Below are 26,018 nucleotides of genomic sequence, written 5' to 3' on the forward strand. Positions count from 1 at the left end.
GCCATGGCTGCACCACCTGACGCCAGTGACGTGATGGAAGACGTCACCGTGGTCGAGCGGTCGATGGACAACCCTGACCTTTTCGCCCTCCTGTACGACCGCTATTTCCACGAGCTCTACCGATATCTGGCCGCCCGGCTCGGCAGCGAGCACGTCGAGGACATGGTCGCGGACGCCTTCCTGATCGCGTTCAACGGCAGAGGCGGTTTCGACTCCGACCGAGGCACCGTGCGGTCGTGGTTATACGGCATCGCGACGAATGTCGTGGCCCGGCACCGCCGCAGAGAAGGCCGCCGCCTGAACGCCCTCAGCAAGGTTCCGGCCGAGGACTCCGCCGACGGGCACGAGGACCGGGTGACCTCACAGCTCGCGGCGGAGGCCAGCAGGCCGGAGCTCGTGCGCGGGCTGAAAGGGCTCGCGAAGGGCGATCGCGACGCGGTGTTCCTGCTCGTGTTCGGCGGGCTCGGCTACGAGGAGATCGCCACTGCGCTGGACATACCGGTCGGGACCGTCGGGTCCCGGATCAACAGGGCGAGGAAGAAGCTGCGTACCGCCCTGGGCGACGTCAACCCGATGAAGGAGTGGTGATGGACGAGCTCAAGCTGATCGAGGCCGTGTTCACGGAGCCGGACCCCACGCCGCGGGCCGCCGCGGCGGGGCGGGACCGCTTCCTCCGGCAGGCCCACGAGGCGCAGGCGTCCCAGCTCGGCCGTTTGCGCCGCAGGTGGGCCACCGCGCTGCCGGCCCGGCGCGTGATCCTGGTCGGCGCGATGGCGGTGACGCTCACCGCCGGCATCCTCGTCACCGAGGTAGGCCTGGGCGGCTCCGCCCCGCACACCCCCGGAAACCTGCTCGCCGCGCCTCCGGCCGACGCCAAGGCGCTGCTCACCCTGGCCGCGCGGGCCGCCGCCGGCCAGGGTGACACGGTGCCGTCCCGCGGCCAGTACGTCCACACCAAGACGCTCGCCCAGCAAAGCCTGTACACCAAGGACAAGGCGGGCACGACGCAGTACACCAAGGTGATGGTCAACGAGGAACGCTGGGAGGCCGCCGACGTGGGCAAGCCCTGGCTGAGCCGCAAGCAGGCCCTGTCGGCCACGGGACCGGCGCCCCGGAAGTTCTGGGACCGCGGCGTCGAGGACATCCTCTCCGAGTCGTCGGGCTGCCTCGGCCAACCGGCCTACGCCCGGCTGGGCGCCTGGCCGACGGACCCCGCCCAGGTGCGCGCGAAGATCGTGGCCGACACGGGCGAGGAGCCGCTGCGCATCTGGACCTCTCTCCAGGGCCTGATCCGCGAGTCCGTGGTACGGCCCAGCCTGGGCGCCGCGCTCTACCAGGTGGCCGCCGGGCTGGACGGCATCGTGCTCATCCGCGACGCCGTGGACGTCTCCGGCCGCCCCGGGCTGGCCGTCGCCATGGACGAGGGCGACGGCCGCCGGTCCGAGCTGATCTTCGACCGGCAGACCTATCGCTACCTGGGCGAGCGCACGGTGATCACCGAGGCCAAGAAGGTGAAGCTGCCCGAGGGCGAGTACTTCGAGAAGAAGGGCTCGGTGAACGGCGTCGCCGTGCTCGCCGCCGACCTCGTCCCGGGGCTGCCCGAGGTGTCGCCGAAGGCGTCCCGCATGAAGATCCCCTGCTGAGACTTTCCCCCTGATCCGGCCTTTTCGGCCGGGAGTTCAGTTTCGCATGCCCACATTTCGATGAAGGAGAACTACCCATGTTCATCGCCAAGGCCGTCGCGGCCACCCTGCTCGCCGGTTCGTTCGGCGCTCTCGCCGCACCGCCCGGGGACGACGCCGCGTACGACAAGCAGCGGCAGATGGAGGACAAGCGCGTCGCCTGCATGACCGAGCAGGGCCTCGCCTACGTGGCCGCGCTCGCGCCCGAGCGCCGGTGGCAGCCCGGGGAGCGGGAACGGCTCTCGGGCGACCTCAAGGCGCTGCGGACGTACCGGGCCAGGTACGGCTTCGGCGTCTGGTCCCCGAACGTCTATCCGAAGGATGAGGTGGTCAACCCCACCTCGCCGGACAACCCGAACAACAAGACCCTGATGTCCCTCTCGGCCGCCGACCTGAAGAAGTGGCGCGCCGCCGACGACGCCTGCTTCTCCCAGGCGGTCAAGGACGTGCTGGGCAAGACCGTCACCTCCCAGGAGGACTACTACGACCAGCTCGAAGCGGCGGTGCAGAAGTCGCTGGGCGTCCTCGACCAGGACAAGGAGCTCGTGCGGCTGGGCAAGCAGTTCGCCACGTGCCTGGGGGCCGGCGAGACCAGGCCGACCGCGCTGGACGGCCTGAGCCACACGAAGATCGTGCGGCAGGCCTCGGAGGTCGCCAGGAAGGCCTGGAAGGGCGAACTGCCCAAGGCCCCGAAGGGCAGGACCGTCATCTTCCTGCCGAACCTGAAGCCGGCGGAGGCCAAGCCGTACCTGGACAAGGAGATCAAGGCGGCGCTGAAGGACCTGGAGTGCGGGAAGGCCTTCTACCCCGCCTACTCGCCCAAGGCCGTGGAGATCACGTCGCGGGTCTACCAGGAGTTCGGCCGGGAGAGCGCGGCTCAGGCGATCGCGTCCCGGATCTACCGCAAGATCATCTGACCGTACGGTGACGGCGGGCCGCTCGTAGCACCCCGAGCGGCCCGCCCCCACGCTGCAGAAAGGCGTGCGTATGACCAAGGTTCTGCTCTCGCTGGCGCTCTCCCGGTCCCCGGAGCTCCTCCCCCGGCCGCGGGAACGGTGACGCTGCTGACCGGGGACAGGGTCGTGGTGAGCGCCTCAGGCCATCGCGTCGAGCCCGCACAGGGCAGGCGCGTGCGCTTCACGATCCTCGAACGTGACGGCCACATGGCGCACAGCGGGACCTCGATGGCGGCGCCGCACGTCGCGGGGGCCGCCGCCATCATCGCCCAGCAGCATCCCGACTGGAACGGCGAACGGATCAAGGCGGCGCTGGTCGAATCGGCCAAAGCCGGCACCGGATGGACCGCGCTGGTGACCAACCCGCGCGCGGGCCACGTCTCGCTCCGCGCGACGGCCGGCGACCACGCGGGGGCGGGCGTCGTCCAGACGATCACCCGCGCGTGGGCGGTCGGCTCGTAGCGGGGCGCCCGGAGGCCCGAGCCCGCGACGCCGCGATCCCGGCGCGGCGTCGCGGGCTCCGGGCGGCGGCGCGCCTTTGAAATGCCATTTATGTAGCGCGACTTCCTTTTGATATCGAAGCAGCCCAGTTCATGCACGGCGCATACGGTCAGCAATGCCATTACGACACAACGCATTCATTGCCGAGATTCCACCAATTCTGTAAATTCAGTGGCGATACTCCTCGGCGTTAACTTATTAACCGGCACTATTCCTGATTTGGTGTCGACCACGTACCGGCGGGCGTGCGCGTACACCCGAAATGGGGCAGGTGGGAATGACGACGGTCGGAGGACCGGATCGGGCCGCTCCCGGCGGGACGCGGCCGTGGCCGGGCGGGGCGGCGCGGTGGTACCGGCGGGACCCGCTGGGGTTCGTCGAGCACGCGGCCCGCGAGCGGGGCCCGGTGTTCCGGCTGCCCGACGACGGTTCGCTGTGCGTGGCCGACCCGGCGGAGGCCCTGCGGGTGCTGCAGGACGAGGAGGGCCACTACGACGACGTGTCCGACTTCTTCCACGTCCGCGGCGGCCGGCTGGAGCCGCGGGAGACGCAGGTCGCGATCGGGCGGGCGGCCCGCGCGACGTTACGCGCCCATCTGGCCGCGCATCGCGAGCGGCTGCCCGCCGTGGTGGCCGAACTCGGGGAGGTCAGCGAGTGGCCCTCGGCCGGGCGCGCCGCCGCGTACCGGTTCCTGGCCGAGGCGCTGCTGCGGCCGGACAGCCCGCCGCCCTTGCGGGAGCTGATGGCGCAGGTGGTGCGGAACAATGTCCTGATCCGCCCCAGCGGCCGGCTGGCGAGCGCGATGCGGCGGGCGCTGTGGGTGCGCGTGGTGCGGGCACTCGCCGTCGAGGTGCTCGCGCGGCGGGCCGGTCCGCGGCGCGACCTGCCCGGCGACCTGCTGGACGCCATACTCGAGGCCGCCCCGCCCGATACGCCTGCCGCCCAGCTCGCCCAGGTGTATCTGCTGCTGTTCCGAACCTCGGTGGCGCCCGTGAGCCACGTGGTCGCCTGGGCGTTGCTGGCGGCCGCGACCGACGGCGTCGACCTGGCGACCGTGCCCGCGGACTCGGCCGTACGGGAGTCGCTGCGGCTGTGGCCGGTGGCCTGGCTGATGGGCCGCCCCGTACTCCGCGCCCACCAGGTCGGCGGCGTACAACTGGAACCGGGAGAAAGCGTGTCGGTCTGCGCCTACCTCCTGCACCGCGACGAACGGCACTGGCCGCAGGCCACCCGCTTCCGGCCCGGCAGATGGGACGGCCCCGGTCCCCGTGGGCCCTACCTGCCCTTCGGCGGGGGCCCGTTCACCTGTGCAGGCGCCGTCGTCGCCCGCAACCTGGCCTCCGACCTGCTCGCCGCCGTGACCGACGGCGCCCGCCTCGAGGTACGCGGCGGTCACGGGCAGCCCCACGTCGCGGGCATCATCACCCCTCCCCCGTTCCAGTTGCGCCGGATCCCGCATCAGACCTGACCACCCTCGGTCGTCAGGAAGGAGGTGAGCTCCGTGAGGAAGTTGCTGCGCCGGGTCACCGGCCGCCGGGTCAACCGGCAGGCATGGTTCATCTGGTAGTCCATCTCCATCGGCTGTGCCGGGCCCAACGGCCCGGCACGGCTCGCGCCGCGGCGGGACACCCGCACCCAGGAGGCACGCATGTCGCACGTGGACGAGACGCTGGCCGCCTACGAGAGCATCGCGGCCCGCTACGACGAGCTGAACGCGCAGCTGGACACCTCCAGCCTGGTGGCCCGCTTCGTGGAGGCGGCCGATCGGTACGGGTCGGGCGGACGGCGGCTCCTGGACGCCGGCTGTGGAACCGGCCGCAGCAGCGTGGCCTTCCGCGAGCGCGGGTTCGAGGTGACCGGCTACGACCTGTCCCCCGCGATGGTCGCGACGGCCCGCCGCCGGCCCGGGGCCGAGGAGATCCGGTTCCTGGTGGGACGGCTGCAGGAGCCCCCGCCCGGACTGACCGGCTTCGACGTGGTCGCCTGCGTGGACGTGCCGATGACGTACCTGACCGGCACAGAGCAGCTGCGACAGGCGCTGACGGCCGCGCGCGACCAGCTCACCGAGGACGGGGTGCTGATCTTCGACCTGAACACCATCGGCTACTACCGCCGCATGTTCAACGTCCCCACGGTCGCCGACCGGGGCGACCGGTACGTGGCCTGGTTCGCGGAGTCCCCGCGGATCGAGGCCGACGCGGTCGTGATCACGCAGTTCGACCTGTTCGAACGGAACGGGGCGGGCTGGGAGCGGCTGTCGATGCGCCACGTGCAACGGCACCATTCCGAGCGGACGGTGCGCGAGGCGGCCGAGCGGGCCGGACTGCACGTCGTGGCCACCCACGGGCTGGTGGGGACGTCGGCACGGGACCCGGCCGACGAGGACGAACACGACCGGATCCTGTACGTCGCCCGCCGGTCCGACCTGGCCGGCTGACGGGCTCGCAAGGACGATGACCCCGCGGCGACCGCGACCCAGCGAGACGCGGCGACCCGCCTGAGCGCCGTCGTCACCGCGGACCTGGCGGCGATCTTCTTGTCGTCCTCATTCAGGTAGGCGCGGACCCCGCTCGGCGTCGCCTGCCTAACCCGCCACCCAGACGCCCGCGCCGGGGATCAAGCCTTGATCGCCGTACCCTGAGCGGAGACGAGGTGCCAGGCGCCGTGGTCGTCGGAGGCGTAAACGTGGGTGTAGCGGCTTCCGGCGCTGAACGTGGTGCCGTCGGGGTTGGTGAAGTTCATGCCGGTACGCCCGACGACGATGCCGACTGTGCCGATGACCCGGACGATCGCCTCGTCCGGGAACGAGTGGATCCGCGGGAACCGCAGGGAGCCGGAGCCCACCAGGTCGAGCAGGATCCTTTTGTCGGCGACGGCCCCGTCCTCGACCCCGACCAGGACGAAGTCGTCGGCCAGCAGCTCCTCCAGGACGGCGAGATCGCTCGCCACCAGAGCGTCGAAGAAGCTCTGGTCGTGCTTGAGGAGGGTGACCCGATCGAAGCCGCTCATGTCGCGACGATAAACGCTGACGCTGGCGACAAGGTCAAGCCGGCCACAGGGGCACGTTCATCCAGACGCGGAGAGACCGCCCCGAACTTCGCCACCAGCACTACACCCACACCAACGACGGACATCCTCCGAAGCAGGGGTGTGGAGGTCCGTGCTACTCCTGGTCTTCGACACGGTCCGCGAGGCGTTCGTGGCGTTGCCTGGCGGCCTGGGCGGTGCCGAGCCCGAGCCCGAACGCGATCTCCTGCCAGGTCATGCCTCGCCCCCGCGCCATCTCCAGCAGGCTGACCTCCAGCGCGTCCAACTCCCCGCGCACCAGCGGGAGGAGGCTCAACGCCGCCGTGATGTCGGCGTGGTCGACCTCCGGCTCGCCGTCATCGAGCCGCGCGGCTCCGCTGAGCAGGAACGTCACGAGCCTGACGGCTTCGTGCGGGCCGATGGCCGACGCATGGACCTGCCGGCCGCGCTGCTCATCGGTGACCGCGTGCCGCTCGGCGATCCGGAACAGGGACGCGTACACGCGTTGCGCGCGCGCCTGCTCCGGATGCGGAGGAGTGAAGGGGTCAAGGTGGTGATCGGCATCTGTGGGCATGTGCTCACGATGCCGCAACACTCAAACCGATGTCAACTTACCGTTTTAAACGGAACGTTTAAGAGCGCAATCCGCCAAGCCAGAGGGCAGACGGGTCCCTTCGCCGAGCGGGTGCCTGACGAAACTCCAGACGAGCGGCGCGCGTCGGCCTGGATCGGGTCGCCGGCAGTGCCCGAGCCGAGCCCGGGGGCCGCCAGAGCCGGGAGAGGCTCAGAGCGCCGCCAGAATGTGGTCGATCCTCTCCGGTGTCAGCGTCCGGTCGAGCATCGCGTGCAACCGAGCCCGGGCCCTGCCGCGATTCTCCTCCGGCTCCTCAGGTGACAGGGCACGCCTGGCGTAGAACTCCAGCAAATGCCCCTGCACCACGATCGCCATCGAGAAGTCGGCCGGCTCGGCCACCACCGCAGGCCCGCCCGCGCCCCGATAGGCCCGGTAGGCCGCGACCGCGTCCTCCAGGGGCAGATCGACGAGGATCCCCGCCAGCTCGAACGCCGGGCGCGCCGGCCCGCAGTTCTCCCAGTCCAGCACGATCACGCCGCCGTCGGCTGCCCGGCACACGTTCTCCACGTTGACGTCGCGATGGCAGGTGGTGGTGGAAGACCCGGGCGAGGCGACCAGGGAGTCCAGCGCGACGAGATCGGCAAGCGCCCGCTCCAGCATCGGCGCCCACTCACCCCCGGCCGCCGCCAGCTCCTCCCACGCGGCCCGGCCGACCGGCTCAGCGAACCACGGGACCACCGGCCCCGACGCCGGATGCCCCACCCCATGCAGCCCGGCCGTCACCACGCCGAGCTCGGCCGCCGTGACCACCTCGCCCGGCACCAGATCCACCCATTCGTAGACCCGCCACCTCCCGTCGAGCAGCACGTCGCCCTCAACCGTCGTGACGTGCCGCGGCAGGCGCACCCCTGCCTTCCCGGCGGCCAGCTGGAACGCGGCGTCCTGCCGGGCGGCACTCTCCTCGGCGGGCACGAGCAACTCCTTCACGGCCCACGAACCGCGCCCGGTGTCCAACCGCCAGATCCGGCCCAGCTCGCCGCGCGCCGCGTACACGGCCGGCCCGACCGGCTCCCCCAGCCCGTACGCCCGTGCCACCACCCGCATCGCCTCGTCGTCCACGATCCCTCCCCCGGCACCCGGGCCATGCTGTCCTCACTCGCAGCCATCGGCAACCCGGGAGGCGGCGCACGGCGAGACGGTCCCGGACCGGTCGTCGTGCGGGCCGCTGTCCGGCAGTCCAAGCCAAGCGCCCAGCCCTCCGGCCCCCCATGCGCCCGACCCGCCCTCCACGGCGCTGCGCCCAGGCGGCGCGGCAGCGGTTGAATCCTGAGATCAGCTTGATCATCACCTGGAACCTGACGCCAATGCCGGGAATGCCGACCTTCTCGCCCTCGACCGCGAGGGTAGCCACGCGTAATACCACCGCAGCACCGGCCCGTCATCGAGCCTGCCCAGGTGGAGGTAGGCGCCGAGCCGCCTTGTAGACCATGACGTTGCGGCAGTCGGCGTGGTGGACGGGCATCCACGCCGACGACGGGGATCGGCTCGCCCACACCTCGCCCACACCAACGACTTCGAGCCCGCCGCGTCAGCACCACCCCGAGCGCTGGCTAAGCTGCGGCGCATGGCACGAATTCTCCTCCTGCACTCGATGTACGGCCTGCGGCCCGCCGTCCACCAGGCCGCTGACCGGTTGCGGACGGCCGGCCACGAGGTGCACGTCCCCGATCTGTACGACGGCCGGGTCGTCGACACGCCCGAGGAGGGGACCGCGATCAAGGAGGAGATCGGCCGCGATGAGCTGCTGAAGCGGGCCGTGACCGCAGCGGCCCCGCTGTCCCCGGACGGCCTGGTGTACGCGGGCTTCTCACTCGGCGCGGCGATCGCCCAGAACCTCGCCCTGGGTGACGAGCAGTCTCGAGGGCTGCTGCTGATGCACGGCACCTCCGACATGGCCGACGACCTCTCGGCCGATGACCTGCCGGTCCAGCTTCACGTGGCCGATCCCGACACCTACGAACCCGCCGACTGGTTGAACGCCTGGTACATCCGGATGCGCCGGGCGCGGACCGACGTGGAGGTCTTCCGCTATCCGGGCGTCGGCCACCTGTTCACCGACCCCGACCTGCCCGACTACAACGCGCAAGCTGCCGAGCGCGCCTGGGCCGTCGCGCTGGACTTCCTCGCCGACCTGTAACCGGCGGCCCCATCGGTCTTGGTGAGCCGCCGATCAGCCGCTGCGGAAGTTCCTCTCCGAGGCGTCCCGGATGTGCGGCCCGCAGCTCGACCAGCTCCCGGACCTGCGGCTGAACCGATGAAAGCCGACCATCGACGTCGCTCGGCCGAGCGACGTCGAACCGCGCCTGGCACCCCGCGACGGCCGGATCGTGGAACTCGGCCTGAGCACCTGACTGAACAGGCGAGTCCCCATCCTGGGGCGATCAACGGCCATGCGCCTTTACGTTGTAGATTTCATGTTGGCGTCAGCGGCCATGACCTCAGTGAGCCGGAGTATTGGATCACCGTTCCATCGGTGCCGTCTTCGGGTGGGAGGGCGGGCTCGGGACGGACGTGCTGAGGCTCGTCATCGCCGGCGCCGACGGAAGGACCCGACTACTCCCGGCGTCGTAGTCCGGCCGGTCGGTGATCCCGGTGCGGTAGTGGCAGATGACTCCGTGGCGGGACCGAGCATGGCAAGGCTGCTGCGCCCCCACGGATGGAGTTTCGCCGCCGTTGTGATCCTGCAGGTCATCGGCGCCGTCGCGGGGCTGGCGCCGCTGCTGGCGGTCGTCGAACTGGGTCGTACGCTGTTGTCGCCCGGCCCGGCCGATCACGGTCACGTCTGGACCGTCGTCATCGCGGGCGCGGCCGGCCTGTTCGTACGGCTGCTGTTCACGGCCGCCTCGTCCGGGATCGGGCACGTCCTCGACGGCCAGGTGCAGCTGTCGTTCCGCCGGCAACTGGCCGCGCGGCTGGGACGCGTACCGATCGGCTGGTTCTCCCGGCGCCGGACCGGCGAGCTGGCGAAGGTGGTCGGGGAGGACGTGAGCGCCGTGCACCCGTTCATCGCCCACACCCCCGGCGAGCTGGCCGCCGCGTTCGTGGTGCCGCTGATCTACCTGTTCACCGTCGACTGGCGGCTCACGCTGATCACGTTGATACCGGGTGGTGTTCAGCGGAAGCCGACGTGCGGGCGGCGGCGGCCGCGGCGCGGCGGGACGAGGTGATCGAGCGGCTGCCCGGCGGCTGGGCGACGAATGTCGGCGAGGGCGGCGCGCTGCTGTCCGGCGGCGAACGCCGGCGTGTCTCGATCGCGCGGCGCTGCTGAAGAACGCGCCCATCGTGCTGCTGGACGAGGTCACCTCCGCGCTGGACCCGGTGAACGAGGCGGCCGTCCACGAAGGCATCGAGCGCCTGATGGCGGGCCGGACGGTCGTGATGGTGGCGCATCGGCTGCGGACCGTCCGGCGCGCCGACCGCATCGTCTTTCTGGACGGCGGCCGGATCGTGGAAGAAGGCGGCCACGACGAACTGCTGCGCCGCGGCGGCCGCCACGCCGATTCCTGGAACTCCGAATATGCCTTCACGTCATTTTGCCGAGTCATTATTCGGGAAGACTCTACAACGCCGCTACAAATGCTCTACAAATTCACGGCCTAGCCTCTCACCTGCATTAATGCATCAATAAATTATCTCCAAGGCATGGCTCCGTAGGCGATTTCAGCACCGTTCAAGAAAATTGTCCAGCTCTTGTCGAGCGGATTGTCTGCCCTTACTCTCCAGGTGATCAAATCACTTTCTCCTTTCACCTGGAGGCACCCCTTGCGCCGATTAGCGCTCCCCGTCGCCGTCTCGGCGATGCTCCTCCCCTTCCTCGCCCCGGAGGTCTCCGCCACCGCGCTCGCCGACCCGCCACCGGCGAACGTCCAGGAGGTCGGGCCCGGCCAGTACTCCTCCGACACCAAGACCTTCAAGCTCACCGAACTGGACGTGTCCGCGGGCGCGATCAGCCGCAAGCACGGCGTGGCCCTGACCGCCGGTGATCTGGCCCGGCCGCAGTCCGCCCCGGCCACCAGGCCCGAGCTGGGCGTCTTCGGGCCGGGCTGGCAGGCCGAGTTCGCCGGCGGAGAGATCAACCGGAAACTCGAGAACCAGAACGGCACCATCGTCGTCACGGAACTCGACGAAGGGACGTCGACCAGCTTCACCCTGAAGAGCAGCGTCTCCTTCCCCGACGGCGGCGGCATCCAGACGTACGAGGCCGCCGACGGATCCAAGATCACCGAAACCACCAAGTGGGACGCGGTCATCGGGGCGATGCGCACCACGACGACCGAGACGTTCGTGACGGATCTGGGTCCCCTGGACCCGGGCAAGGAGCCCTTGACCAACGCCGACGGCACCCCCATCAGCAACGCCGACCTCCAGCTCACCTACACCTGGGCCCGGCCGGCCGGGGCGCCGGGCGCCGACCCCTGGCGGGTGACCAGCGTGGGCACCGCCGCCTTCGGCAAGTCCGCCATCACCTACGACGCCCAGGGCCGCGTCAGCAGCGTCAAGGAACCGACCCGTGGCGAGAGCCCCGCAAGCGTCACCACGTTCACCTACGCCACGGCCACCACGGCCACCGGCACCTCCAACGGCGACTACGCGGGCCGGCTCAAGGAGATCAAGGTCGCGTACGGAACCGACGCGCCGCAGACCGAGGCGAGCTACGCCTACGACCTGAACGGCCTGCTGCGCACCGCGAGCGATCCCAGCCTCGGCTCCGTCCAGGGGACCTACGCCTACGACTCCGTGGGACGCCTGTCATCGATCGAGTCCGTCAGCAACGGCGACTGGCAGCTCACCTTCCCTGAGGGCGCCGCGGCTCCCCAGGTGGTCGCCACCGGCACCGACATGCCGGCCAACGGCGGGCCGACCGAGGGCGCGGCCGGGCTCGACGACCCGAACGCCACCGAGCCGCCGGCCGGCGACTTCCTGCCGGACGGCGTGGACCCCCCGCAGTCCTACCCGAAGAAGTGCGACTCGGCCAAGACCTGGATGTGGTACACGAAGTCGGGCTGCTCGGCCTGGGCCTACCACGGCGGCAGCTGGAAGAAGCCCGACTGGAAGCGGACCGCCAGCGGCTTCAAGGTCAGGGGCATCGTTCACGACCACTGCACGAAGCCGGGAGCGGACCGCCCCGCCGGGTTCGACTTCCGGCCGGCCTGTGACTCCCACGACTACGGGTACGGTCTGATGACCAACCAGAGGATGAAGTACAAGTACTACCTCGACCGCACCGTCTTCCGGAAGCTCGACGTGGACACCCGGTTCTACATCACCCTGAAGGACAAGGTGTGCGGCGGCTACTTCTTCCTGGTGCGGGGCGCCTGCAGGAAGATCGCGGCCGTCTACTACGCGGCGGTCCTGGGCTTCGGCAGGCCCTGAGAACGGCGCCCGCTGAACCCCTTCTCGGGCCGGACCGCGGCATCGCCCGCCGTCCGGCCCGACCTCGGTCGCCGCGTCAGGCGCTCAGGCGAACCGCCAGCGGGTGGCTCCGTGCGGTTCGGCGGTGGCGACGCCGAACGCGACGCGCATCGAGAAGCGATAGAGGTGCCACGGCGCCGGGCCCGCGCTCGGCGCGCTGAACGGCGCGGTGATCGCGTCGCCCTCGGCGGTCGCGGGCCAGCCGAGCTCGGCGTACAGGGCAGCCACGCGCTCGACCATGGTGGCGTCGGTGACCCGGTGCGCGGTGCCCTCGAGGTTCAGGTCGATGCCGTCGAGCCTGACGGAGATCGTGCAGTTCGGATCGGCCTCCAGGTTGCGGGTCTTGCGGGCGCCCGGGCCGGTGGTGAAATGGAGGGCGCCGTCGTACCAGACGGCGCCGACCCCCGCGGCGTGCGGCCGGCCGTCGGGCCGTACGGTGCCGAGAAACCACGTGATGTCCGCCCCCGACGAACTGCTGAGCACGGCGTGGGCGCGGTCCCACGCCAGCACGTCGTGGTCGTAGCGGTCGAGATTGGTGACCTCGACGGGCAGCTGGTCGGTCATCGGAACCTCCGGACGGCGTGTGCGGCATGGCGGTCACACAGGTAGACCGGCCGGCGGCACTGAACTCATCGCCGCGGGTCACATGGTCGTTCCGCCCGAGACGTCCAGGCGGTGCCCGGTCATGTAACGGCTGTCGTCACCGGCCAGGAAGGCCACCGCGTCGGCGACGTCCTGCGGGGTTCCCAGCCGGCCCAGCGGCGACTGCGACGACAGCCAGGCCAGGGCCTCGCCGACCAGGCGTCCCTGGTGCATGTCGGTGTCGATGACGCCGGGCGCCACGGTGTTGACCGTGATGCCTCGCGGCCCGAGCTGCTTGGCCAGCGCGGTGGTCAGCACGTCGAGCGCGGCCTTGGACATGGCGTAGCCGATCGCCCGCGGCATGGCCGCGCCCCGCGTCAGCATCGTGCCGATGGTGATGATCCGGCCGCCGTCCCGCAGCCGCGGCAGGGCGAGCCGGGTGATGAAGAACGGCGCGGTCGTGTTGACCGCGAACAGCCGCTCGAAGCCGTCCCTGGTCACGCCGTCGATCTCATCCTGGTCGCCGAGGATGCCCGCGTTGTTGACCAGGATGTCCAGGCCGTCGGCGTGGGCGTCGAAGCCGTCCCACAGCGCTTCGGCGTCCCCCGGCACGCCCAGCTCGGCCCGTACGGCGAACGCCTGCCCGCCGGCCGCCTCGATGGCCACGACCGTCTCCTTGGCGGCCGCCTCGTTGCTGCCGTAGTGGACGGCGACCCGGGCGCCCTCCCGGGCCAGCCGGGTGGCGACGGCCCGGCCGATCCCCCTGCTGGCACCGGTCACGAGCGCCGTCTTGCCGGTCAAGGTCGTCATTGCTGATCACGCCTTCCCTTATTTCGCGTACTTCGTACTCGAAATGGGACCCTAGCCATTCGAGTACTGTGTACGCAAGTTAGGGAGAGGCCAGGATGTCCGACGAGGAACTGATCAGCATCTGGATGCGGCCCGAGCGCCTGGAGCGTTCGGGGCCCGGGCGGCGGCCCGGCTACAGCCGCGAGCAGATCACCCGGGCGGCCGTCCGGATCGCCGACGCCGAGGGGGTGGAGGCCGCGACCATGCGCCGGATCGGGGGCGAGCTGGGCACCGGCGCCATGTCGCTCTATCGCTACGTACCGAAACGCGATGACCTGTTCGACCTCATGATCGACCTGGCGATGGGCGAGCTCGAACTCCCCGCCGAGCCGTCCGGCGACTGGCGAGGCGACCTCTCCCTGGTCGCCTGCGAGACCCGGGCCGCCGGCCTGCGCCATCCCTGGCTGACCCCGCTGCTCAGCGGCCGCCCGACCCTGGGCCCGCAGCTGCTGCGGGTGCACGAGTTCGCCCTGGGCGCGCTCGACGGGCTCGGTCTCGACATCGACGAGATGACCGGCTTCGTCAGCATGGTGAACGACTACGTCCACAGCGCGATCCGCCGCGAGATCGGCTGGCTGGAGGAGGCCCGCCGTACCGGCCTGGACCCGGAGCGCTGGAAACGCGACTACATCGGGCCGTACGTACGGCAGATCGTCGGGTCGGGCGCCTACCCCCTGTTCGGCCGATCCGTGCAGGAATCCAGGACCGCGCACCTCTCCCCCGCCGAGCGCTTCCGGCACGGGCTGGATCGTGTGCTCAACGGGATCGGCGCGCAGCTGCCAGCAGGCCGCGCAGGACATAGGGCATGATTCCGCCGTGCCGGTAGTAGTCGGCCTCGCGAGGCGTGTCGAGCCGGAGGCGAGCCTGGAAGGTGACGCCGCCGGCGGTGACGGTCAGGGTGGGCGGGAGCCGCGGTCCGCCGAGCGCGGCCAGGCCGGTGACGCCGATGACCTCGCGGCCGGTGAGGCCGAGCTCGTCCGGGCCCTGGCCGGGCAGGAACTGCAGCGGCAGGACGCCCATGCCGACCAGGTTGGAGCGGTGGATGCGTTCGAACGACTTGGCGATGACGGCGCGCACGCCGAGCAGCGCGGGGCCTTTGGCGGCCCAGTCGCGGGAGGAGCCCGCGCCGTAACCCTCCCCGGCCAGCACCACGACCGGTACGGCGGCCTCCTGGTAGGCGCGGGCGGCCTCGTACACGGTGGTGATCGTGCCGCCGTCCAGGAAGTCGGCGGTGAGGCCGCCTTCGGTGCCGGGGGCGAGCTGGTTGCGCAGGCGGACGTTGGCGAAGGCGCCGCGCATCATGACCTCGTGGTTGCCACGGCGGGAGGCGTAGGTGTTGAGCTCGTGACGTGGCACGCCGAGGCCGGTGAGGTAGCGGCCGGCGGGGCTGGACGGGAGGATGGCCCCAGCGGGTGAGATGTGGTCGGTCGTGATGAAGTCGCCCAGCTTGACCAGGACGCGGGCGCCGGTGATGTCGGTGACGGGCGGCGGCTCGGGCGACATGCCGTCGAGGTAGGGGGCGCGGCGCACGTACGTGGAGGCGGGGTCCCAGGGGTAGGTGGCGGAGCCGGCGACGTCCAGGCGCTGCCAGCGTTCGTCGCCGTCGAGGACGTCGGCATAGGCGCGGGCGAACATCTCCGGCCTGATCACCCGCTCGATGACCGCGCGCACCTCCTCCGGGGCGGGCCACAGGTCACGCAGGTAGACGGGACGCCCGCCGGGGTCGGTGCCGAGAGGCTCGGTGGTGAGGTCGAGGTCCATCGTGCCGGCGAGGGCGTACGCGACGACGAGCGGCGGCGAGGCGAGGTAGTTGGAGCGCACCTCGGGCTGGATACGGCCCTCGAAGTTGCGGTTGCCCGACAGGACCGCGGCCACGTCGAGGTCGTGCTCGGCCACGGCCTTCGACACCTCCTCGACGAGCGGGCCGGAGGCGCCGATGCACGTCATGCAGCCGAACCCGGCCAGGGTGAAGCCGAGCCGTTCCAGGTAGGGAGTCAGGCCCGCTTCGCCGTAGTAGTCCATGACGACGCGCGAGCCGGGCGACAGGGTGGTCTTCACCCATGGCTTGGCGCTCAGCCCGCGCTCGGCTGCCTTCTTGGCGAGCAGCCCGGCGGCGACCATGACCGAGGGGTTGGAGGTGTTGGTGCAGGAGGTGATGGCGGCGATGGCGACGGTCCCGTGCGTGATCTCCCGCTCCGCCGCGACGGGGGGCCGCTCCTGCGCGCGGAAGGCGGCCTTCACCCCCTCCAGAGGAATGCGGTCCTGGGGGCGGCGCGGGCCGGCGACGGACGGGACGACGGTGGCCAGGTCGAGGTCCAGGTCGGCGGTGTACGCGGGCGGCGCGTCCGGCTCGTGCCACAGCCCCTGCGCCCTGGCGTACGCCTCGACCAGGTCGGCGTGGTCGCCGTCGCGGCCGGTGAAGCGCAGGTAGCGGATCGTCTCGGCGTCGACGGGGAACAGTGCGGCCGTGGAGCCGAACTCCGGGCTCATGTTGGAGATCGTCACCCGGTCGGTCACCGGCAGCGCCGTGACCCCCGGCCCATGGAACTCGACGATCTTGCCGACCACCCCGTGGTCGCGCAACAGCTCGGTGAGGGTCAGCACGAGGTCGGTCGCGGTGGCGGCGACCGGCAGCTCGCCGTGCAGGCGCACGCCCACCACGTCGGGCACGAGGATGGACACCGACTGGCCCAGCATGGCCGCCTCGGCCTCGATGCCGCCGATGCCCCAGCCGAGCGTGCCGAGCCCGTTGACCATGGTGGTGTGCGAGTCGGTGCCCAGGCACAGGTCCGGGTACGCCTCATCGCCGCGGGACATGACCACCCTGGCCAGGTATTCGACGTTGATCTGGTGCATGATGCCCTTGCCCGGCGGCACCACCGTGAAGCCCCGCAGCGACGCCTGGCCCCAGCGCAGGAAGCGGTAGCGCTCGGCGTTGCGCTCGTACTCCCGGTCGGCGTTGCGGGCCAGCGCGTCGGGACGGCCGAAGACGTCGGCGATGATGGAGTGGTCGATGACCAGCTCCGCGGGGATGGCCGGGTTGACCGAGGCGGGGTCGCCGCCGAGCGCCGCCATGGCGTCGCGCATGGAGGCCAGGTCGGCCAGCACGGGCACGCCGTTGGTGTCGTGCAGGAACACCCGGGCGGGATGCAGGTCCACGGCGGCGGTCCGGCCGGCGTCCGGCCGCCATCCGGTCAGGGCCCGCACCTGCTCGGCGGGCGCGGCGTGCCGGAGCAGGTTCTCCAGCATGATGCGCAGGCTGTACGGCAGGCGCGCGGGTGCGTCGACGGTGTGGATGCGGTAACGGCGAGATCCCACCGTGAGGAAGTCGGTCACGTGGCCTGCCCTTGGAGCGAGACGGGATGGCAGAAGGTGTTGCGGTGCTCGGTCACGCACGCCTCGGCCACCTGGCGCCAGGCGGCGTAGTGCGGCGCGGCGCGGTGTTCGGTGAAGAAGGCGGCCTCGTCCCGGTAGATCTCGTACAGGACGAACCGGTGCGGGTCGTCGTCGCTGTGCACCACGTCGAAGCGGAGGCAGCCGGGCTCGTCGCGGGTGGCGCGGGCGTTGGCCCGGATGCCGTCGAGGAAGGTCTCCAGGCGGTCGGGCCGCACCTGGAGCTGGACGATCACGACGAACATGCGCTCATCCAGGCGGGTTGCGGGACGGCGCACGCCTTGGCGAGCCGGCGCAGGCCCTGCAGGGTCTTTCCGGGCAGGCGCACTCCGGCCACGGCGGATTCGGCGGCGTTGCGGGCCTCGATCTCGCCGGGATAGAAGATCTCGTCGAAGCCGGGCGCGAGCGGCACGGCCTTGGTGCGGTCGATGAGGTCGTCGAGGCGGCGGGCGTAGTCGGCGGGGTCGGCCACGGCGTCCAGGCGCAGCGCGAGCAGCAGGTGGCCGCAGCCGCTGCGGCGGTCGGGGACGTAGGGGCCGGCCACGTCGGTGGCGTAGGAGCTGCCGGTCAGCACGCCCGACAGCACGTCCATCATGAACGAGATGCCGTACCCCTTGTGCCCGGCCATGGGCAGGATGAGCCCGTCGACGGCCAGGGCCGGGTCGGTGGTGGGGACGCCGTCCGCCGTCTGGGCCCAGCCCTCGGGGATGGCGTGCCCGCGTTCGAGAGCGGCGTAGATCTTGCCCCGGGCGACGACGGTGTTGGCGATGTCGAGCACGACCGGGCCGCGCCGGCCGCCGGGCACCGCGATGGACCACGGGTTGGCGCCCACGCTCTTCTCCCGGCCGCCCCACGGGGCCATGGCGGGGCTGCCGTTGGTGGTCAGCAGGGCGACGCAGCCCTCGGCGGCGATCATGCGGGTGAAGTACGCGGCGGTGCCGAAGTGGTTGCTGTCGCGCACCGCGACGACGCCCACGCCGTGCTCGCCGGCGCGGCGTACGGCGTCGCGGGCCGCGTACGCGGTGACGACCTGGCCGATGCCGTCGCGGCCGTCGAGGACGGCGACGGCGCCGCCGTCGAGCACGGTGGCCACGTCGGTCACCGCGCGCATGGCCCCGGCGCGCAGGCGGTCGGCGTACCACTCCAGGCGCAGCATGCCGTGCGAGGGGTGGCCCCACGCGTCGGCCGTGACCAGGCTGTCGGCCACCAGCCGCGCGTCGGGTTCGGGGACGCCGAGCGAGGTCAGGACCTCGATCCCGAAGGAGATCAGCTCGGAGGCAGGGATCACGACAGGCTCCTGACCTGGTCGGGGGTGAGCGGCCGGACGGGGCGGTCGCGCAGCAGCAGCCACAGCCGCGCCGTCTCCTCCAGCTCCTCGACGACGTCCGCGGCGGCGGCGAGGTCGGCGCCGGCGGCGATGGGCCCGTGGTTGGCCAGCAGCAGCGCGTGCGCGGTGCGGGCGGCCCGTTCGGCGATCGGCCCCAGCTCCGGGTCGCCGGGCGCGTGGTACGGCAGCAGCGGCAGCCGCCCGACGCGCATCACGTAGTAGGCGGTCAGCGGCGGCAGCACGTCGTCCGGGTCGAGGCCGTCGTGGCAGGACACGGCGACGGAGTAGGTGCTGTGCAGGTGGACGACCGCGCCGGCGTCCGGGCGGGCGCGGTAGAAGGCGGCGTGCAGGAAGGCCTCCTTCGACGGGCGCGGCCCGTCCAGGTGCTCGCCCGCCAGGCTGACCAGCGACAGCTGATCGGGCGCGACGTCGCCGAGGGAGCCACCGGTAGGGGTGATGAGGAAGGCGTCGCCGGTGCGGGCGCTGAGGTTGCCGGTACGGCCGTGCGTCAGCCGCCGGCGGAACAGGGACGCGCCCAGCTCAGCGATTTGTGAGGAAATATCGGTCATGGTGCTTCCAGGGCTGTGACGAGCAGGTCGGGACGGCCGAAGTTGCCGGACTTGAGCAGCAGGGCCAGGCTCGGGTGGCCGGTGGTGAACAGCCAGGGGACTCCCCGGTCGGCTTCGGCGCCCACGACCGCGCCGGTCACGCCGAGCGCGTTGACCACGGCGCCGGAGGTCTCGCCGCCGGCGACGACGATGCGCCGGACGCCGAGCCGGGCGGCACGGGCGGCGACGGCCGCCAGCGCCCGCTCCAGCAGCCCGGCGGCGCCGGGCGAGCGCTCCTCGGGGGGAGCCGAGGAGTAGACCATGGCGCGGCCCTCCGCCGCGAGGTTGGCCTCCAGCCAGCCGATGGCCTCCTCGACCAGCCCGTCCTCCTCGGCGCGCAGCCGGTAGGAGGGCATGTGCCGGCGGGCCAGGGCCACCTGCTCCAGCGTGGCGGCCGAGCAGCTGCCCGCGAGCACCACCCCTGGTCCCGTGGGAAGGGCAGGTGTGGCCGGTTCGTGCCGGGCGGTCTCCAGAGCTCCGGCCAGCCCCGCCGCGCCCGTGATGACGGGCAGGTGCGCGCTGGCGCGGGCGATGACGTCGAGGTCGCGGTCGTCGAGGGCGTCCGTGACCGCGTACCGGACGTCCTGGGCCCGCAGCGCGTCGAGCGCCGCGCGCACCGCGTCCGCTCCGCGCCGGACGGTCTCGTGCGCGACCAGCGCGACGCGGTGCGGGGTCTGCCGTCCCAGGACGCGGACCAGGTCGGGGTCGGTCATCGGCGTCAGCGGGTGGTGGCGCATCGACGACTCCGACAGCAGCCGGTCGCCGACGAACAGGTGCCCCTGGTAGACGGTGCGGCCGTGCTCGGGAGCGGCCGGGCACACCACGGTCAGGCGGGCCCCGCCCGCCTCGGTCAGCGCGTCGGCGACCGGGCCGATGTTGCCCTGGTCGGTGGAGTCGAAGGTGGAGCAGTACTTGACGTACAGGCGCCGGACTCCGCGCTCGTGAAGCCACCGCTGAACGGCGAGCGACGCGGCGACCGCCTCCCCGGCCGGGATCGAGCGGGTCTTGAGCGCGACGACGACGGCATCGCAGTCCGGGAGCACCGTCGCGGGCCCGGGGATGCCGAAGATCAGCACCGTGCGCAGGCCCGACCGGCGCAACGCGGCGGCGACGTCGGTGCCTCCGGTGTAGTCGTCTGCCACGCAGCCCAGCAGCACGCTCATGCCAGCGCCTCGCGCAACGCCCGGGCCGCCGCCAGCGGCGGGCTCAGCACCGGCAGGCCGAGCCGGTCGGCCAGCTCGGCGTGCACCGGGCTGATCGAGTACTGCCCGAGCAGGACCAGCTCGACGCCGTCAAGGTGAGGCGCGGCGGCCCGCGCGAGCGCGTCGGTCAGGTCCGGCCAGTCGCGGGCGGCGGCCGCGGGCGCGGCTCCCGGCGCCGCGATCGCGCGCACCTCGACGCCGTCCGCCACCTCCTTGAGCCGCCGCGCCGAGTCCGCCGCCGCGGAGTCGAGCGAGCCGAGCACGAGCACGGTGCCGGGCCGCCGCCGGGCGACGTCGGCGAACACGGCCTCGTCCGAGCCCGTCACCGGCACCTCGTGCAGCCGCCGGGCGAGCCCGGCGGCCGGGCCGTACATCGAGCAGGACAGCAGCACCGCGTCGGCGCCGCCGCGGACCGCGTAGTCGATGAGCGCGAGCATGCGACGCGTCAGCGCGGGTGTCATGCCGCCGGCCGCGTCGGCCTCGGTAACGAGCCGGTCGTCCAGGAGGTGCCAGGCCCTGGCCTCGGGAAACCCTTCGCCGAGCCCGTCGGCGGCGGGCCGGATGGAGGCCGGGGTGGCGTTGACGACCGCGATCGTCGGGTTCATCGCTTCACACCGGCGGCGACGGCCTCGGCGAACGCTCGGGTGCCCGCCGTGCCGCCCATGTCACGGGTACGGGTGCCGCCCCGGACGGTGTCGGCGACCGCGGCCTCGATCAGGGCGGCGGCCCGGACCAAAGCGGGGTCCTGGTGGCGGGCGCCGAGCCAGTCGAGCAGCATGGCGCTGGAAAGGATCATCGCGATGGGGTTGGCGACGTCCTGCCCGGCGATGTCGGGGGCGGAGCCGTGCGCGGCCTGGGCCATGGCGCGCTCGTGGGAGGCGTTGATGGACGGGGCGATGCCGAGCGATCCGGCGATCTCGCCGGCCAGGTCGGACAGGATGTCGCCGAACATGTTCTCGGTGACGATCACGTCGAAGTCGTTCGCCCGCCGCACCAGGTGCACCGTCATCGCGTCGATGTGGAAGTCGTCCACGGCCACGTCCGGATAGCGCGCGGCGACCTCGCGGCAGACGTCGCGGAACATGCCGGTGGTCAGCCTCAGCACGTTGGCCTTGTGCACGATCGTGAGCTTGCCGCGCCTGCGGGAGGCGAGCTCGAACGCCTCGACGGCGATCCGCTCGACGGCGGGCCGGGTGATGATGCCCATGGCGATGGCCACGTCGGGGCTGGGCATGAACTCGCCGCTGCCCTTGTAGGTGCTGCGGTCGGCGTAGAAGCCCTGGGTGTTCTCCCGGACGATGACCAGGTCGGTGCCGGGGACGACGGCGTCGGCACCGTCGAAGGACTTGGCCGGGCGGATGTTGGCGAACAGGTCGAAGTGCTTGCGGATGGTGCCGCTGGGGTTGAGCTTGGAGCGGTGCGGCTCGGGGTAGGCGGCGCTGTCGTGCGGGCCGAGCAGCCAGGCGTCCACCTCGGCGAGGGCGGCGAGCGTCTCCTCCGGTACGGCGTCGCCGTGGCTGTCGATGGCGCAGGCGCCGAGCGGCAGCTCGGCCCACTCGACGGGGGCGGCTCCGGCGGCGGCGAGCGCGGCGTCCACGACCAGGACGGACGCGGGGACGATCTCGGGGCCGATGCCGTCGCCTTCGAGTACGCCAAGACGGTAGGAAGTCACGAAATTTACGTCCTTACGAGTGCTTCGACGTCCTCGGGCAGGGCGTCGGTGGTCGGGTAGAGCAGGCAGGCGGCGGGCTCGACGACGAGCGTGACCTCGCCGCTCAGCCCCGGGCGGGCGGTCTCCGCCTGGATGACGTGGTCGCCCAGGCGCAGGTCGTACTCGTAGCGGGAGCCGATGTAGGAGCTGGTGAGCACCTCGGCGGTGAGCACGTTCACGTCGGCGGGGGCGCTGCGGCCGGGCGGGAGGATCTCCAGCCGTTCGGGGCGGACGGCCACGGTGACGCGCGGGCCCGGCGTGCCCTCCGGGACGGCGATGGTCTGCCCCGTGCAGTCCAGCCGCACCTCCGCGGGGCCGGTCATCGTGCCGGTGAGGAAGTTGCAGCGACCGACGAACGCGGCCACCTCGGCGGTCGCGGGGGTCTCGTAGATCTCTTTCGGGGTGCCGATCTGCACCATGTCGCCCTTGGACATCACCGCGATGCGGTCGCTCAGGGCCAGGGCCTCCTCCTGGTCGTGCGTGACGTACACGGTGGTGATGCCGAGCTCCTCCTGCAGCCGCTTGAGCCAGGCGCGGGCCTGCTCGCGCAGCTGCGCGTCCAGGTTGGACAGCGGCTCGTCCAGCAGCAGCACGCTGGGCGAGTAGACCAGGGCACGGGCGAGGGCGACGCGCTGCTGCTGGCCGCCGGACAGCTGGTGCGGGTAGCGGTCCTTCAGTTCGGCCAGGCCCACCTTGCCGAGGGCCTCGGTGATGAGCTCGTCCTGCGTGCGCCTGTCGACCTTGCGGATCTTGAGCGGCATGGCCAGGTTCTGCGCGACCGTCATGTGCGGCCACAGCGCGTACGACTGGAACACCATCCCGAGGTTGCGCCCCTCGGGCGGCACGAACGTGCCGGCGTCGACGAACGTGGCCGGGCCGACCGCGATGCTGCCGGTGCTCGGCCGCTCCAGGCCGGCGATGCACGCCAGGGTGGTGGACTTGCCGCAGCCGCTGGGGCCGAGCAGCGTGAAGAACTCGCCGTCGGCGATGGTGAAGGAGATGTCGCGCAGGACGGCGTTGTCACCGAATTGCTTGGACAGGTTGGCGACCTTGACCTCAGGCATCTGTACGCCCCTTGAGAAGTAGTCCGGCGAGCCCGACGAAGGTCGCCGTGATGGCGATCTGCAGGCTGGCCAGCGCGGCCACGGAGCCGGTGTTGCCCTGCACCCACAGCTCGAGCATGGTCGTGCCGATGATGTTGGAGTCCGCCGAGCCCAGGAACACCGCGGGCGAGTACTCCTTGAGCAGCGTCACGAACGTCAGGATCAGCGCCCCGGCGAAGACCGGCCGCAGCAGGGCCGCCAGGATGCGGGTGAACGTACGCACCCAGTCGGCGCCGGAGACCCGGGCGGCGTTGTCGAGCTCCCGGCCGATCTGCATGATCGACGGTGAGATGGAGCCGAACCCGCTGGGCAGCGCGCGCAGCCCGAAACCGATGATCAGCGCCCACAGCGTGCCCTGGATCAGGGTGCCCAGCCCGAACGGCGCGAAGGCCAGCGCCCAGAACAGGCCGATGCCGACGATGATGCCGGGCATCGCCTGCGGGGCGAGCGCCAGATACTCCACCGCGCGGGCGAAGCGGAAGGTGGAGCGCCTGGCCACCATGACCGCCAGCAGCGACAGCGCGCTGACCAGGACCGCGCCGATCGCCGCGACCAGCAGGCTGTTGACGATGGACTGCACGTACACCGGATAGGTGAAGATCCGTTCGTAGTTGTCCCCGGTGAGGGTCTTGAACGGTGACTGCAGCGGCGTGAACACCTGCGTGAAGGAGCGGAAGACCAGCCCGCCGATGGGCACCAGGGCGCCCATCACCACGTAGAAGGCGATGGCGGCCATGCTGATCCACTTCAGCCGGCCCAGGTCCAGCGGTCGCGGGCGGGTCGCCTTGCCGCGGACGGAGACGAACCGCTGGGCGTTCTTCAGCAGCTTGGCCTGCAGCGCGACCAGGCTGACGGTGACGAGCAGAATGATCGCCGACGCCGCGCCCAGCACCCCGTAGTCCGGATTGATGGACTGCAGGCCGTTGCGGTACAGGAAGGTGGAGAAGACGTCGATGCGTACCGGCTGGCCGAACAGCAGCGGCACGCTCAGCGTCTCCACCGACATGCTGACCACCAGGATGGAGCTGTAGACGACGGGCGGGCGCAGCAGCGGCAGGATCACCGAGCGCAGGATGCGCAGCGGCCCGGCCCCGCACACCTGGGCGGCGGCCTCCAGCGAGGCGTCGCTCTGGCGCAGCGCGTTGGCGCAGAAGGTGTAGACGATCGGGGCCAGCGCCACGGCCTCGGTCAGCGCCATGCCGGGGATGGAGTACAGGTTCCACGGCAGGAAGCCGAGCAGGCGGCGTACCTCGACGCTGACGAACCCGGCCGGGCCGTACATGGTGATCCAGCCGAAGCCGAGGATGAGCGAGGAGATGAAGAATGGCCACTGCATGGCGGCGGCGAAGACGCGGCCGCCGGGCAGCTTGGTGCGTACCACGACCACGGCCATCGGCACCGCGATGAGCAGGCTGAGCACGGTGGTCAGCCCCGCGAACAGCGCCGTGTTGAGCACGACGCGGCCGAATCCCGCCTCGGTGAACAGCCGCACGTAGTTGCCGGCGCCGAGCACGCCGCCCGCCTCGTACAGAGGGCGGTCGAGGAAGGACTGGTAGAGCGTCGGGACGACCGGCGCCAGCACCAGGACCGCCAGCAGGAGCAGCACGGCGTACTGCAGCCAGCTCTCCCGGGCCAGCCCCAGCGGCCTGCGGTAGCGCGGCGGGGGATGTGCCGGCGGACGCGGCGGGGAAAGGGTGGTCATCGTGTTCCTCTCAGCGGCCGAGCAGGCCGTTCCACTTGCCGGTGAACGACTTGACCTCGGCGTCGGGGACCTTCGCGTACTTGGCGAGGATGATGTTGGCCTGGCCCACCGCCTTGACCAGCTCCTGGTAGGTGTGCAGGCCGTCGCCGGTCGCGACGCCGTCGCGGTAGGAGGTCAGCCCGCCCTCGGCCACCGCCCGCTGGCCCTCCTGCGACAGCACGAAGTCCACGAACAGCTTCGAGGTCGCCGGATGCGGCGCCTTGGCGGCGATGCCCACGCCGCGCGGCAGCACGACCGTGCCGTCGTCGAGGAAGGAGATCGCCAGCAGGCCGCCGCTCTTCTCCACCACGGGGTACGCCGGGGCGGCGCTGACGAAGAAACCGGCCACGTACTCGCCGGACGTGATCTTCTCCAGCTGGGTGCCGGACGACGTCTCCGGCCTGGCCAGCGGCAGCACCGACTGCAGCGAGGTCCAGGAGTCGGGGCGGGCCTCGGCGAAGGCGTGCGAGACGGTGAAGCCGAACGCGCCGCTCACGTCCCGCGTGGTGATCTTGCTCTTGTACTGGGCGGGGTCCTTGGCCAGGATCGTCGCCAGGCTCTTCAGCCCGGTCGGCTTCTCGGGCAGCAGCGAGGTGTTGTACGCGATCGACATGGGGTCGGCCGACATGGCGTACACGTTGGGCAGCAGCTCGCCGAAGTCCGGCAGCTTGCCCTTCTCCGGCGAGGCGTACTCCATCAGGGTTCCCGGCCGGGCGGCGAAGTCGGCCCACGCCTGGGCGGCGTTCGACACGACCAGGTCGGCCGGCGAGCTGCCGGTGGCCTTCTCGCTGAGCACCCGCTGGAACACCTCGTCGCTGTCCAGGTTGTTGGCCGCGATCTTCGTCACCCAGGGGTACTTCTTCTCGAAGTCCCGGAAGATCGGCGCCCAGTTCTCCTGGTCGGTGTTGGAGTAGATGGTGAGCGTGCCGCCCTCCTTCTTGGACGCCTCGATGAGCTGGGCGTAGTCGCTCGGGTAGTAGGACGGGGCCCGTCCCGTCGCGATCGTGTTCGGCGGCGGCTGTTTCGCCGCCCCGTCTCCATTGCTGCCTCCACCGCCGCAGGCCGTGAGGAGGCCGAGTGCGAGTACGGCGACGCCCAGGGCGCGGAACGTGGGGTGGAAGGTGGTCATGTGCTTCCTCCTAGACCAGGCGCGACCGACCAGCCGCCGCCTGCGATGCCGCACACTCTGCTTCGTTATAACCTATGACGTCAAGCCCTCGTTTCCGGAATGTAACGCGAAGAGCCTATGAGATGCCTTATAGCGGCGACGATCCGGCGCTCTGGTTTTCC

Annotated in this window: 26 protein-coding genes; 11 read left to right on the forward strand and 15 right to left on the reverse strand. The window is 71.3% G+C overall.

The window, feature by feature from the left end; all coding sequences use genetic code 11:
* The first annotated feature begins 3 nt into the window (after window positions 1-3).
* From AB0J87_RS23070 to AB0J87_RS23095, 6 genes are all read left to right on the forward strand, one after another.
* The gene (locus tag AB0J87_RS23070) at window positions 4-588 is read left to right on the forward strand and encodes an RNA polymerase sigma factor (protein WP_363968096.1); all 585 of its coding nucleotides are present in this window, start codon (window positions 4-6) and stop codon (window positions 586-588) included.
* Entirely contained in the window at window positions 588-1,643 is a 1,056-nt protein-coding gene (locus tag AB0J87_RS23075) for a CU044_5270 family protein (RefSeq protein WP_363968098.1), read from the forward strand. The genes AB0J87_RS23070 and AB0J87_RS23075 overlap by 1 nt, the downstream gene beginning before the upstream one ends.
* A gap of 77 nt (window positions 1,644-1,720) precedes the next feature.
* A complete protein-coding gene (locus AB0J87_RS23080) occupies window positions 1,721-2,599 on the forward strand; it encodes a hypothetical protein (protein WP_363968101.1) in 879 nt (292 codons plus the stop codon).
* 138 nt (window positions 2,600-2,737) lie between these two features.
* A complete protein-coding gene (locus tag AB0J87_RS23085) occupies window positions 2,738-3,100 on the forward strand; it encodes a S8 family serine peptidase (RefSeq protein ID WP_363968103.1) in 363 nt (120 codons plus the stop codon).
* Window positions 3,101-3,416: 316 nt separating this feature from the next.
* Window positions 3,417-4,607, forward strand: a complete 1,191-nt coding sequence (locus tag AB0J87_RS23090; protein WP_363968105.1) for a cytochrome P450 — start codon at window positions 3,417-3,419, stop codon at window positions 4,605-4,607.
* 180 nt (window positions 4,608-4,787) lie between these two features.
* Window positions 4,788-5,576 (forward strand): methyltransferase domain-containing protein, encoded by a 789-nt coding sequence (locus AB0J87_RS23095; protein ID WP_363968108.1) that lies wholly within the window; start codon window positions 4,788-4,790, stop codon window positions 5,574-5,576.
* Window positions 5,577-5,755: 179 nt separating this feature from the next.
* On the opposite strand, the gene AB0J87_RS23100 is transcribed toward AB0J87_RS23095, so the two are convergent.
* The 3 genes from AB0J87_RS23100 to AB0J87_RS23110 form a co-directional block, all read right to left on the reverse strand.
* Entirely contained in the window at window positions 5,756-6,148 is a 393-nt protein-coding gene (locus tag AB0J87_RS23100) for a nuclear transport factor 2 family protein (RefSeq protein ID WP_363968110.1), read from the reverse strand.
* 154 nt (window positions 6,149-6,302) lie between these two features.
* The gene (locus tag AB0J87_RS23105) at window positions 6,303-6,740 is read right to left on the reverse strand and encodes a DNA-binding protein (RefSeq protein ID WP_350741135.1); all 438 of its coding nucleotides are present in this window, start codon (window positions 6,738-6,740) and stop codon (window positions 6,303-6,305) included.
* Window positions 6,741-6,950: 210 nt separating this feature from the next.
* Entirely contained in the window at window positions 6,951-7,859 is a 909-nt protein-coding gene (locus AB0J87_RS23110) for an aminoglycoside phosphotransferase family protein (RefSeq protein WP_363968113.1), read from the reverse strand.
* A 505-nt stretch (window positions 7,860-8,364) separates the two neighbouring features.
* Here AB0J87_RS23110 and AB0J87_RS23115 point away from each other — a divergent pair.
* The 4 genes from AB0J87_RS23115 (at window position 8,365) to AB0J87_RS23130 (ending at window position 12,173) form a co-directional block, all read left to right on the forward strand.
* Complete coding sequence (locus AB0J87_RS23115; protein ID WP_355212365.1) at window positions 8,365-8,937, forward strand: dienelactone hydrolase family protein; 573 nt, start codon at window positions 8,365-8,367, stop codon at window positions 8,935-8,937.
* 493 nt (window positions 8,938-9,430) lie between these two features.
* On the forward strand, window positions 9,431-9,967 hold the full coding sequence (locus tag AB0J87_RS23120) for an ABC transporter transmembrane domain-containing protein (RefSeq protein ID WP_363968116.1): 537 nt from the start codon (window positions 9,431-9,433) through the stop codon (window positions 9,965-9,967).
* A 115-nt stretch (window positions 9,968-10,082) separates the two neighbouring features.
* Window positions 10,083-10,400: a hypothetical protein gene (locus tag AB0J87_RS23125; protein ID WP_363968119.1), complete on the forward strand. Its 318-nt coding sequence runs from the start codon at window positions 10,083-10,085 to the stop codon at window positions 10,398-10,400.
* Window positions 10,401-10,562: 162 nt separating this feature from the next.
* Complete coding sequence (locus AB0J87_RS23130; protein WP_363968121.1) at window positions 10,563-12,173, forward strand: phospholipase A2; 1,611 nt, start codon at window positions 10,563-10,565, stop codon at window positions 12,171-12,173.
* Between the two features lie 84 nt (window positions 12,174-12,257).
* Here AB0J87_RS23130 and AB0J87_RS23135 read toward each other — a convergent pair whose 3' ends face one another.
* Both AB0J87_RS23135 and AB0J87_RS23140 read right to left on the reverse strand, forming a co-directional pair.
* The gene (locus AB0J87_RS23135) at window positions 12,258-12,776 is read right to left on the reverse strand and encodes a pyridoxamine 5'-phosphate oxidase family protein (protein ID WP_363968123.1); all 519 of its coding nucleotides are present in this window, start codon (window positions 12,774-12,776) and stop codon (window positions 12,258-12,260) included.
* A 78-nt stretch (window positions 12,777-12,854) separates the two neighbouring features.
* On the reverse strand, window positions 12,855-13,604 hold the full coding sequence (locus tag AB0J87_RS23140; RefSeq protein WP_363968125.1) for an SDR family oxidoreductase: 750 nt from the start codon (window positions 13,602-13,604) through the stop codon (window positions 12,855-12,857).
* Between the two features lie 95 nt (window positions 13,605-13,699).
* Between AB0J87_RS23140 and AB0J87_RS23145 the strand changes: the two genes are divergently transcribed.
* The gene (locus AB0J87_RS23145) at window positions 13,700-14,452 is read left to right on the forward strand and encodes a TetR/AcrR family transcriptional regulator (protein ID WP_363968127.1); all 753 of its coding nucleotides are present in this window, start codon (window positions 13,700-13,702) and stop codon (window positions 14,450-14,452) included.
* Here the strand turns inward: AB0J87_RS23145 and acnA are convergent.
* From acnA to AB0J87_RS23195, 10 genes are read right to left on the reverse strand one after another with little or no spacing between them, the layout of a single operon-like run.
* Window positions 14,400-16,961, reverse strand: a complete 2,562-nt coding sequence (gene acnA, locus AB0J87_RS23150) for an aconitate hydratase AcnA (RefSeq protein WP_363969030.1) — start codon at window positions 16,959-16,961, stop codon at window positions 14,400-14,402. The two genes, AB0J87_RS23145 and acnA, sit on opposite strands and share 53 nt — an antisense overlap.
* A gap of 14 nt (window positions 16,962-16,975) precedes the next feature.
* Window positions 16,976-17,281: a putative quinol monooxygenase gene (locus tag AB0J87_RS23155; RefSeq protein WP_363968129.1), complete on the reverse strand. Its 306-nt coding sequence runs from the start codon at window positions 17,279-17,281 to the stop codon at window positions 16,976-16,978.
* Entirely contained in the window at window positions 17,269-18,324 is a 1,056-nt protein-coding gene (locus tag AB0J87_RS23160; RefSeq protein ID WP_363968132.1) for an Ldh family oxidoreductase, read from the reverse strand. The genes AB0J87_RS23155 and AB0J87_RS23160 overlap by 13 nt, the downstream gene beginning before the upstream one ends.
* Window positions 18,321-18,932: a 3-oxo-tetronate 4-phosphate decarboxylase gene (otnC, locus tag AB0J87_RS23165; RefSeq protein WP_363968135.1), complete on the reverse strand. Its 612-nt coding sequence runs from the start codon at window positions 18,930-18,932 to the stop codon at window positions 18,321-18,323. The genes AB0J87_RS23160 and otnC overlap by 4 nt, the downstream gene beginning before the upstream one ends.
* Complete coding sequence (otnK, locus tag AB0J87_RS23170; protein ID WP_363968137.1) at window positions 18,929-20,134, reverse strand: 3-oxo-tetronate kinase; 1,206 nt, start codon at window positions 20,132-20,134, stop codon at window positions 18,929-18,931. The genes otnC and otnK overlap by 4 nt, the downstream gene beginning before the upstream one ends.
* The gene (locus AB0J87_RS23175; protein WP_363968140.1) at window positions 20,131-20,778 is read right to left on the reverse strand and encodes an aspartate/glutamate racemase family protein; all 648 of its coding nucleotides are present in this window, start codon (window positions 20,776-20,778) and stop codon (window positions 20,131-20,133) included. The genes otnK and AB0J87_RS23175 overlap by 4 nt, the downstream gene beginning before the upstream one ends.
* Window positions 20,775-21,845, reverse strand: a complete 1,071-nt coding sequence (locus AB0J87_RS23180) for an isocitrate/isopropylmalate dehydrogenase family protein (protein ID WP_363968142.1) — start codon at window positions 21,843-21,845, stop codon at window positions 20,775-20,777. Before AB0J87_RS23180 ends, AB0J87_RS23175 begins: the two co-directional genes overlap by 4 nt.
* Window positions 21,846-21,850: 5 nt before the next feature.
* Window positions 21,851-22,948 (reverse strand): ABC transporter ATP-binding protein, encoded by a 1,098-nt coding sequence (locus AB0J87_RS23185; RefSeq protein WP_363968144.1) that lies wholly within the window; start codon window positions 22,946-22,948, stop codon window positions 21,851-21,853.
* Window positions 22,941-24,689, reverse strand: coding sequence for an iron ABC transporter permease (locus AB0J87_RS23190; RefSeq protein WP_363968146.1), 1,749 nt, complete (start codon window positions 24,687-24,689; stop codon window positions 22,941-22,943). The genes AB0J87_RS23185 and AB0J87_RS23190 overlap by 8 nt, the downstream gene beginning before the upstream one ends.
* 10 nt (window positions 24,690-24,699) lie before the next feature.
* Complete coding sequence (locus tag AB0J87_RS23195; protein ID WP_363968148.1) at window positions 24,700-25,857, reverse strand: extracellular solute-binding protein; 1,158 nt, start codon at window positions 25,855-25,857, stop codon at window positions 24,700-24,702.
* Window positions 25,858-26,018: the final 161 nt, after the last annotated feature.

Origin of the sequence: Nonomuraea sp. NPDC049625, assembly GCF_040675285.1 — a bacterium.
In the GTDB taxonomy this organism is placed as follows: domain Bacteria; phylum Actinomycetota; class Actinomycetes; order Streptosporangiales; family Streptosporangiaceae; genus Nonomuraea; species Nonomuraea angiospora_A.

Bases quoted from the DNA above. Each gene is read 5' to 3' on its own strand.
- AB0J87_RS23070 (WP_363968096.1), top strand. From the start codon at position 4: ATGGCTGCACCACCTGACGCCAGTGACGTGATGGAAGACGTCACCGTG.
- otnC (WP_363968135.1), bottom strand. From the start codon at position 18,932: ATGACCGATATTTCCTCACAAATCGCTGAGCTGGGCGCGTCCCTGTTC.
- AB0J87_RS23190 (WP_363968146.1), bottom strand. From the start codon at position 24,689: ATGACCACCCTTTCCCCGCCGCGTCCGCCGGCACATCCCCCGCCGCGC.
- AB0J87_RS23135 (WP_363968123.1), bottom strand. From the start codon at position 12,776: ATGACCGACCAGCTGCCCGTCGAGGTCACCAATCTCGACCGCTACGAC.
- AB0J87_RS23185 (WP_363968144.1), bottom strand. From the start codon at position 22,948: ATGCCTGAGGTCAAGGTCGCCAACCTGTCCAAGCAATTCGGTGACAAC.
- AB0J87_RS23195 (WP_363968148.1), bottom strand. From the start codon at position 25,857: ATGACCACCTTCCACCCCACGTTCCGCGCCCTGGGCGTCGCCGTACTC.
- AB0J87_RS23075 (WP_363968098.1), top strand. From the start codon at position 588: ATGGACGAGCTCAAGCTGATCGAGGCCGTGTTCACGGAGCCGGACCCC.
- AB0J87_RS23100 (WP_363968110.1), bottom strand. From the start codon at position 6,148: ATGAGCGGCTTCGATCGGGTCACCCTCCTCAAGCACGACCAGAGCTTC.
- AB0J87_RS23140 (WP_363968125.1), bottom strand. From the start codon at position 13,604: ATGACGACCTTGACCGGCAAGACGGCGCTCGTGACCGGTGCCAGCAGG.
- AB0J87_RS23120 (WP_363968116.1), top strand. From the start codon at position 9,431: ATGGCAAGGCTGCTGCGCCCCCACGGATGGAGTTTCGCCGCCGTTGTG.
- AB0J87_RS23095 (WP_363968108.1), top strand. From the start codon at position 4,788: ATGTCGCACGTGGACGAGACGCTGGCCGCCTACGAGAGCATCGCGGCC.
- otnK (WP_363968137.1), bottom strand. From the start codon at position 20,134: ATGAGCGTGCTGCTGGGCTGCGTGGCAGACGACTACACCGGAGGCACC.
- AB0J87_RS23105 (WP_350741135.1), bottom strand. From the start codon at position 6,740: ATGCCCACAGATGCCGATCACCACCTTGACCCCTTCACTCCTCCGCAT.
- AB0J87_RS23115 (WP_355212365.1), top strand. From the start codon at position 8,365: ATGGCACGAATTCTCCTCCTGCACTCGATGTACGGCCTGCGGCCCGCC.
- AB0J87_RS23090 (WP_363968105.1), top strand. From the start codon at position 3,417: ATGACGACGGTCGGAGGACCGGATCGGGCCGCTCCCGGCGGGACGCGG.
- AB0J87_RS23155 (WP_363968129.1), bottom strand. From the start codon at position 17,281: ATGTTCGTCGTGATCGTCCAGCTCCAGGTGCGGCCCGACCGCCTGGAG.
- AB0J87_RS23175 (WP_363968140.1), bottom strand. From the start codon at position 20,778: ATGAACCCGACGATCGCGGTCGTCAACGCCACCCCGGCCTCCATCCGG.
- AB0J87_RS23145 (WP_363968127.1), top strand. From the start codon at position 13,700: ATGTCCGACGAGGAACTGATCAGCATCTGGATGCGGCCCGAGCGCCTG.
- AB0J87_RS23080 (WP_363968101.1), top strand. From the start codon at position 1,721: ATGTTCATCGCCAAGGCCGTCGCGGCCACCCTGCTCGCCGGTTCGTTC.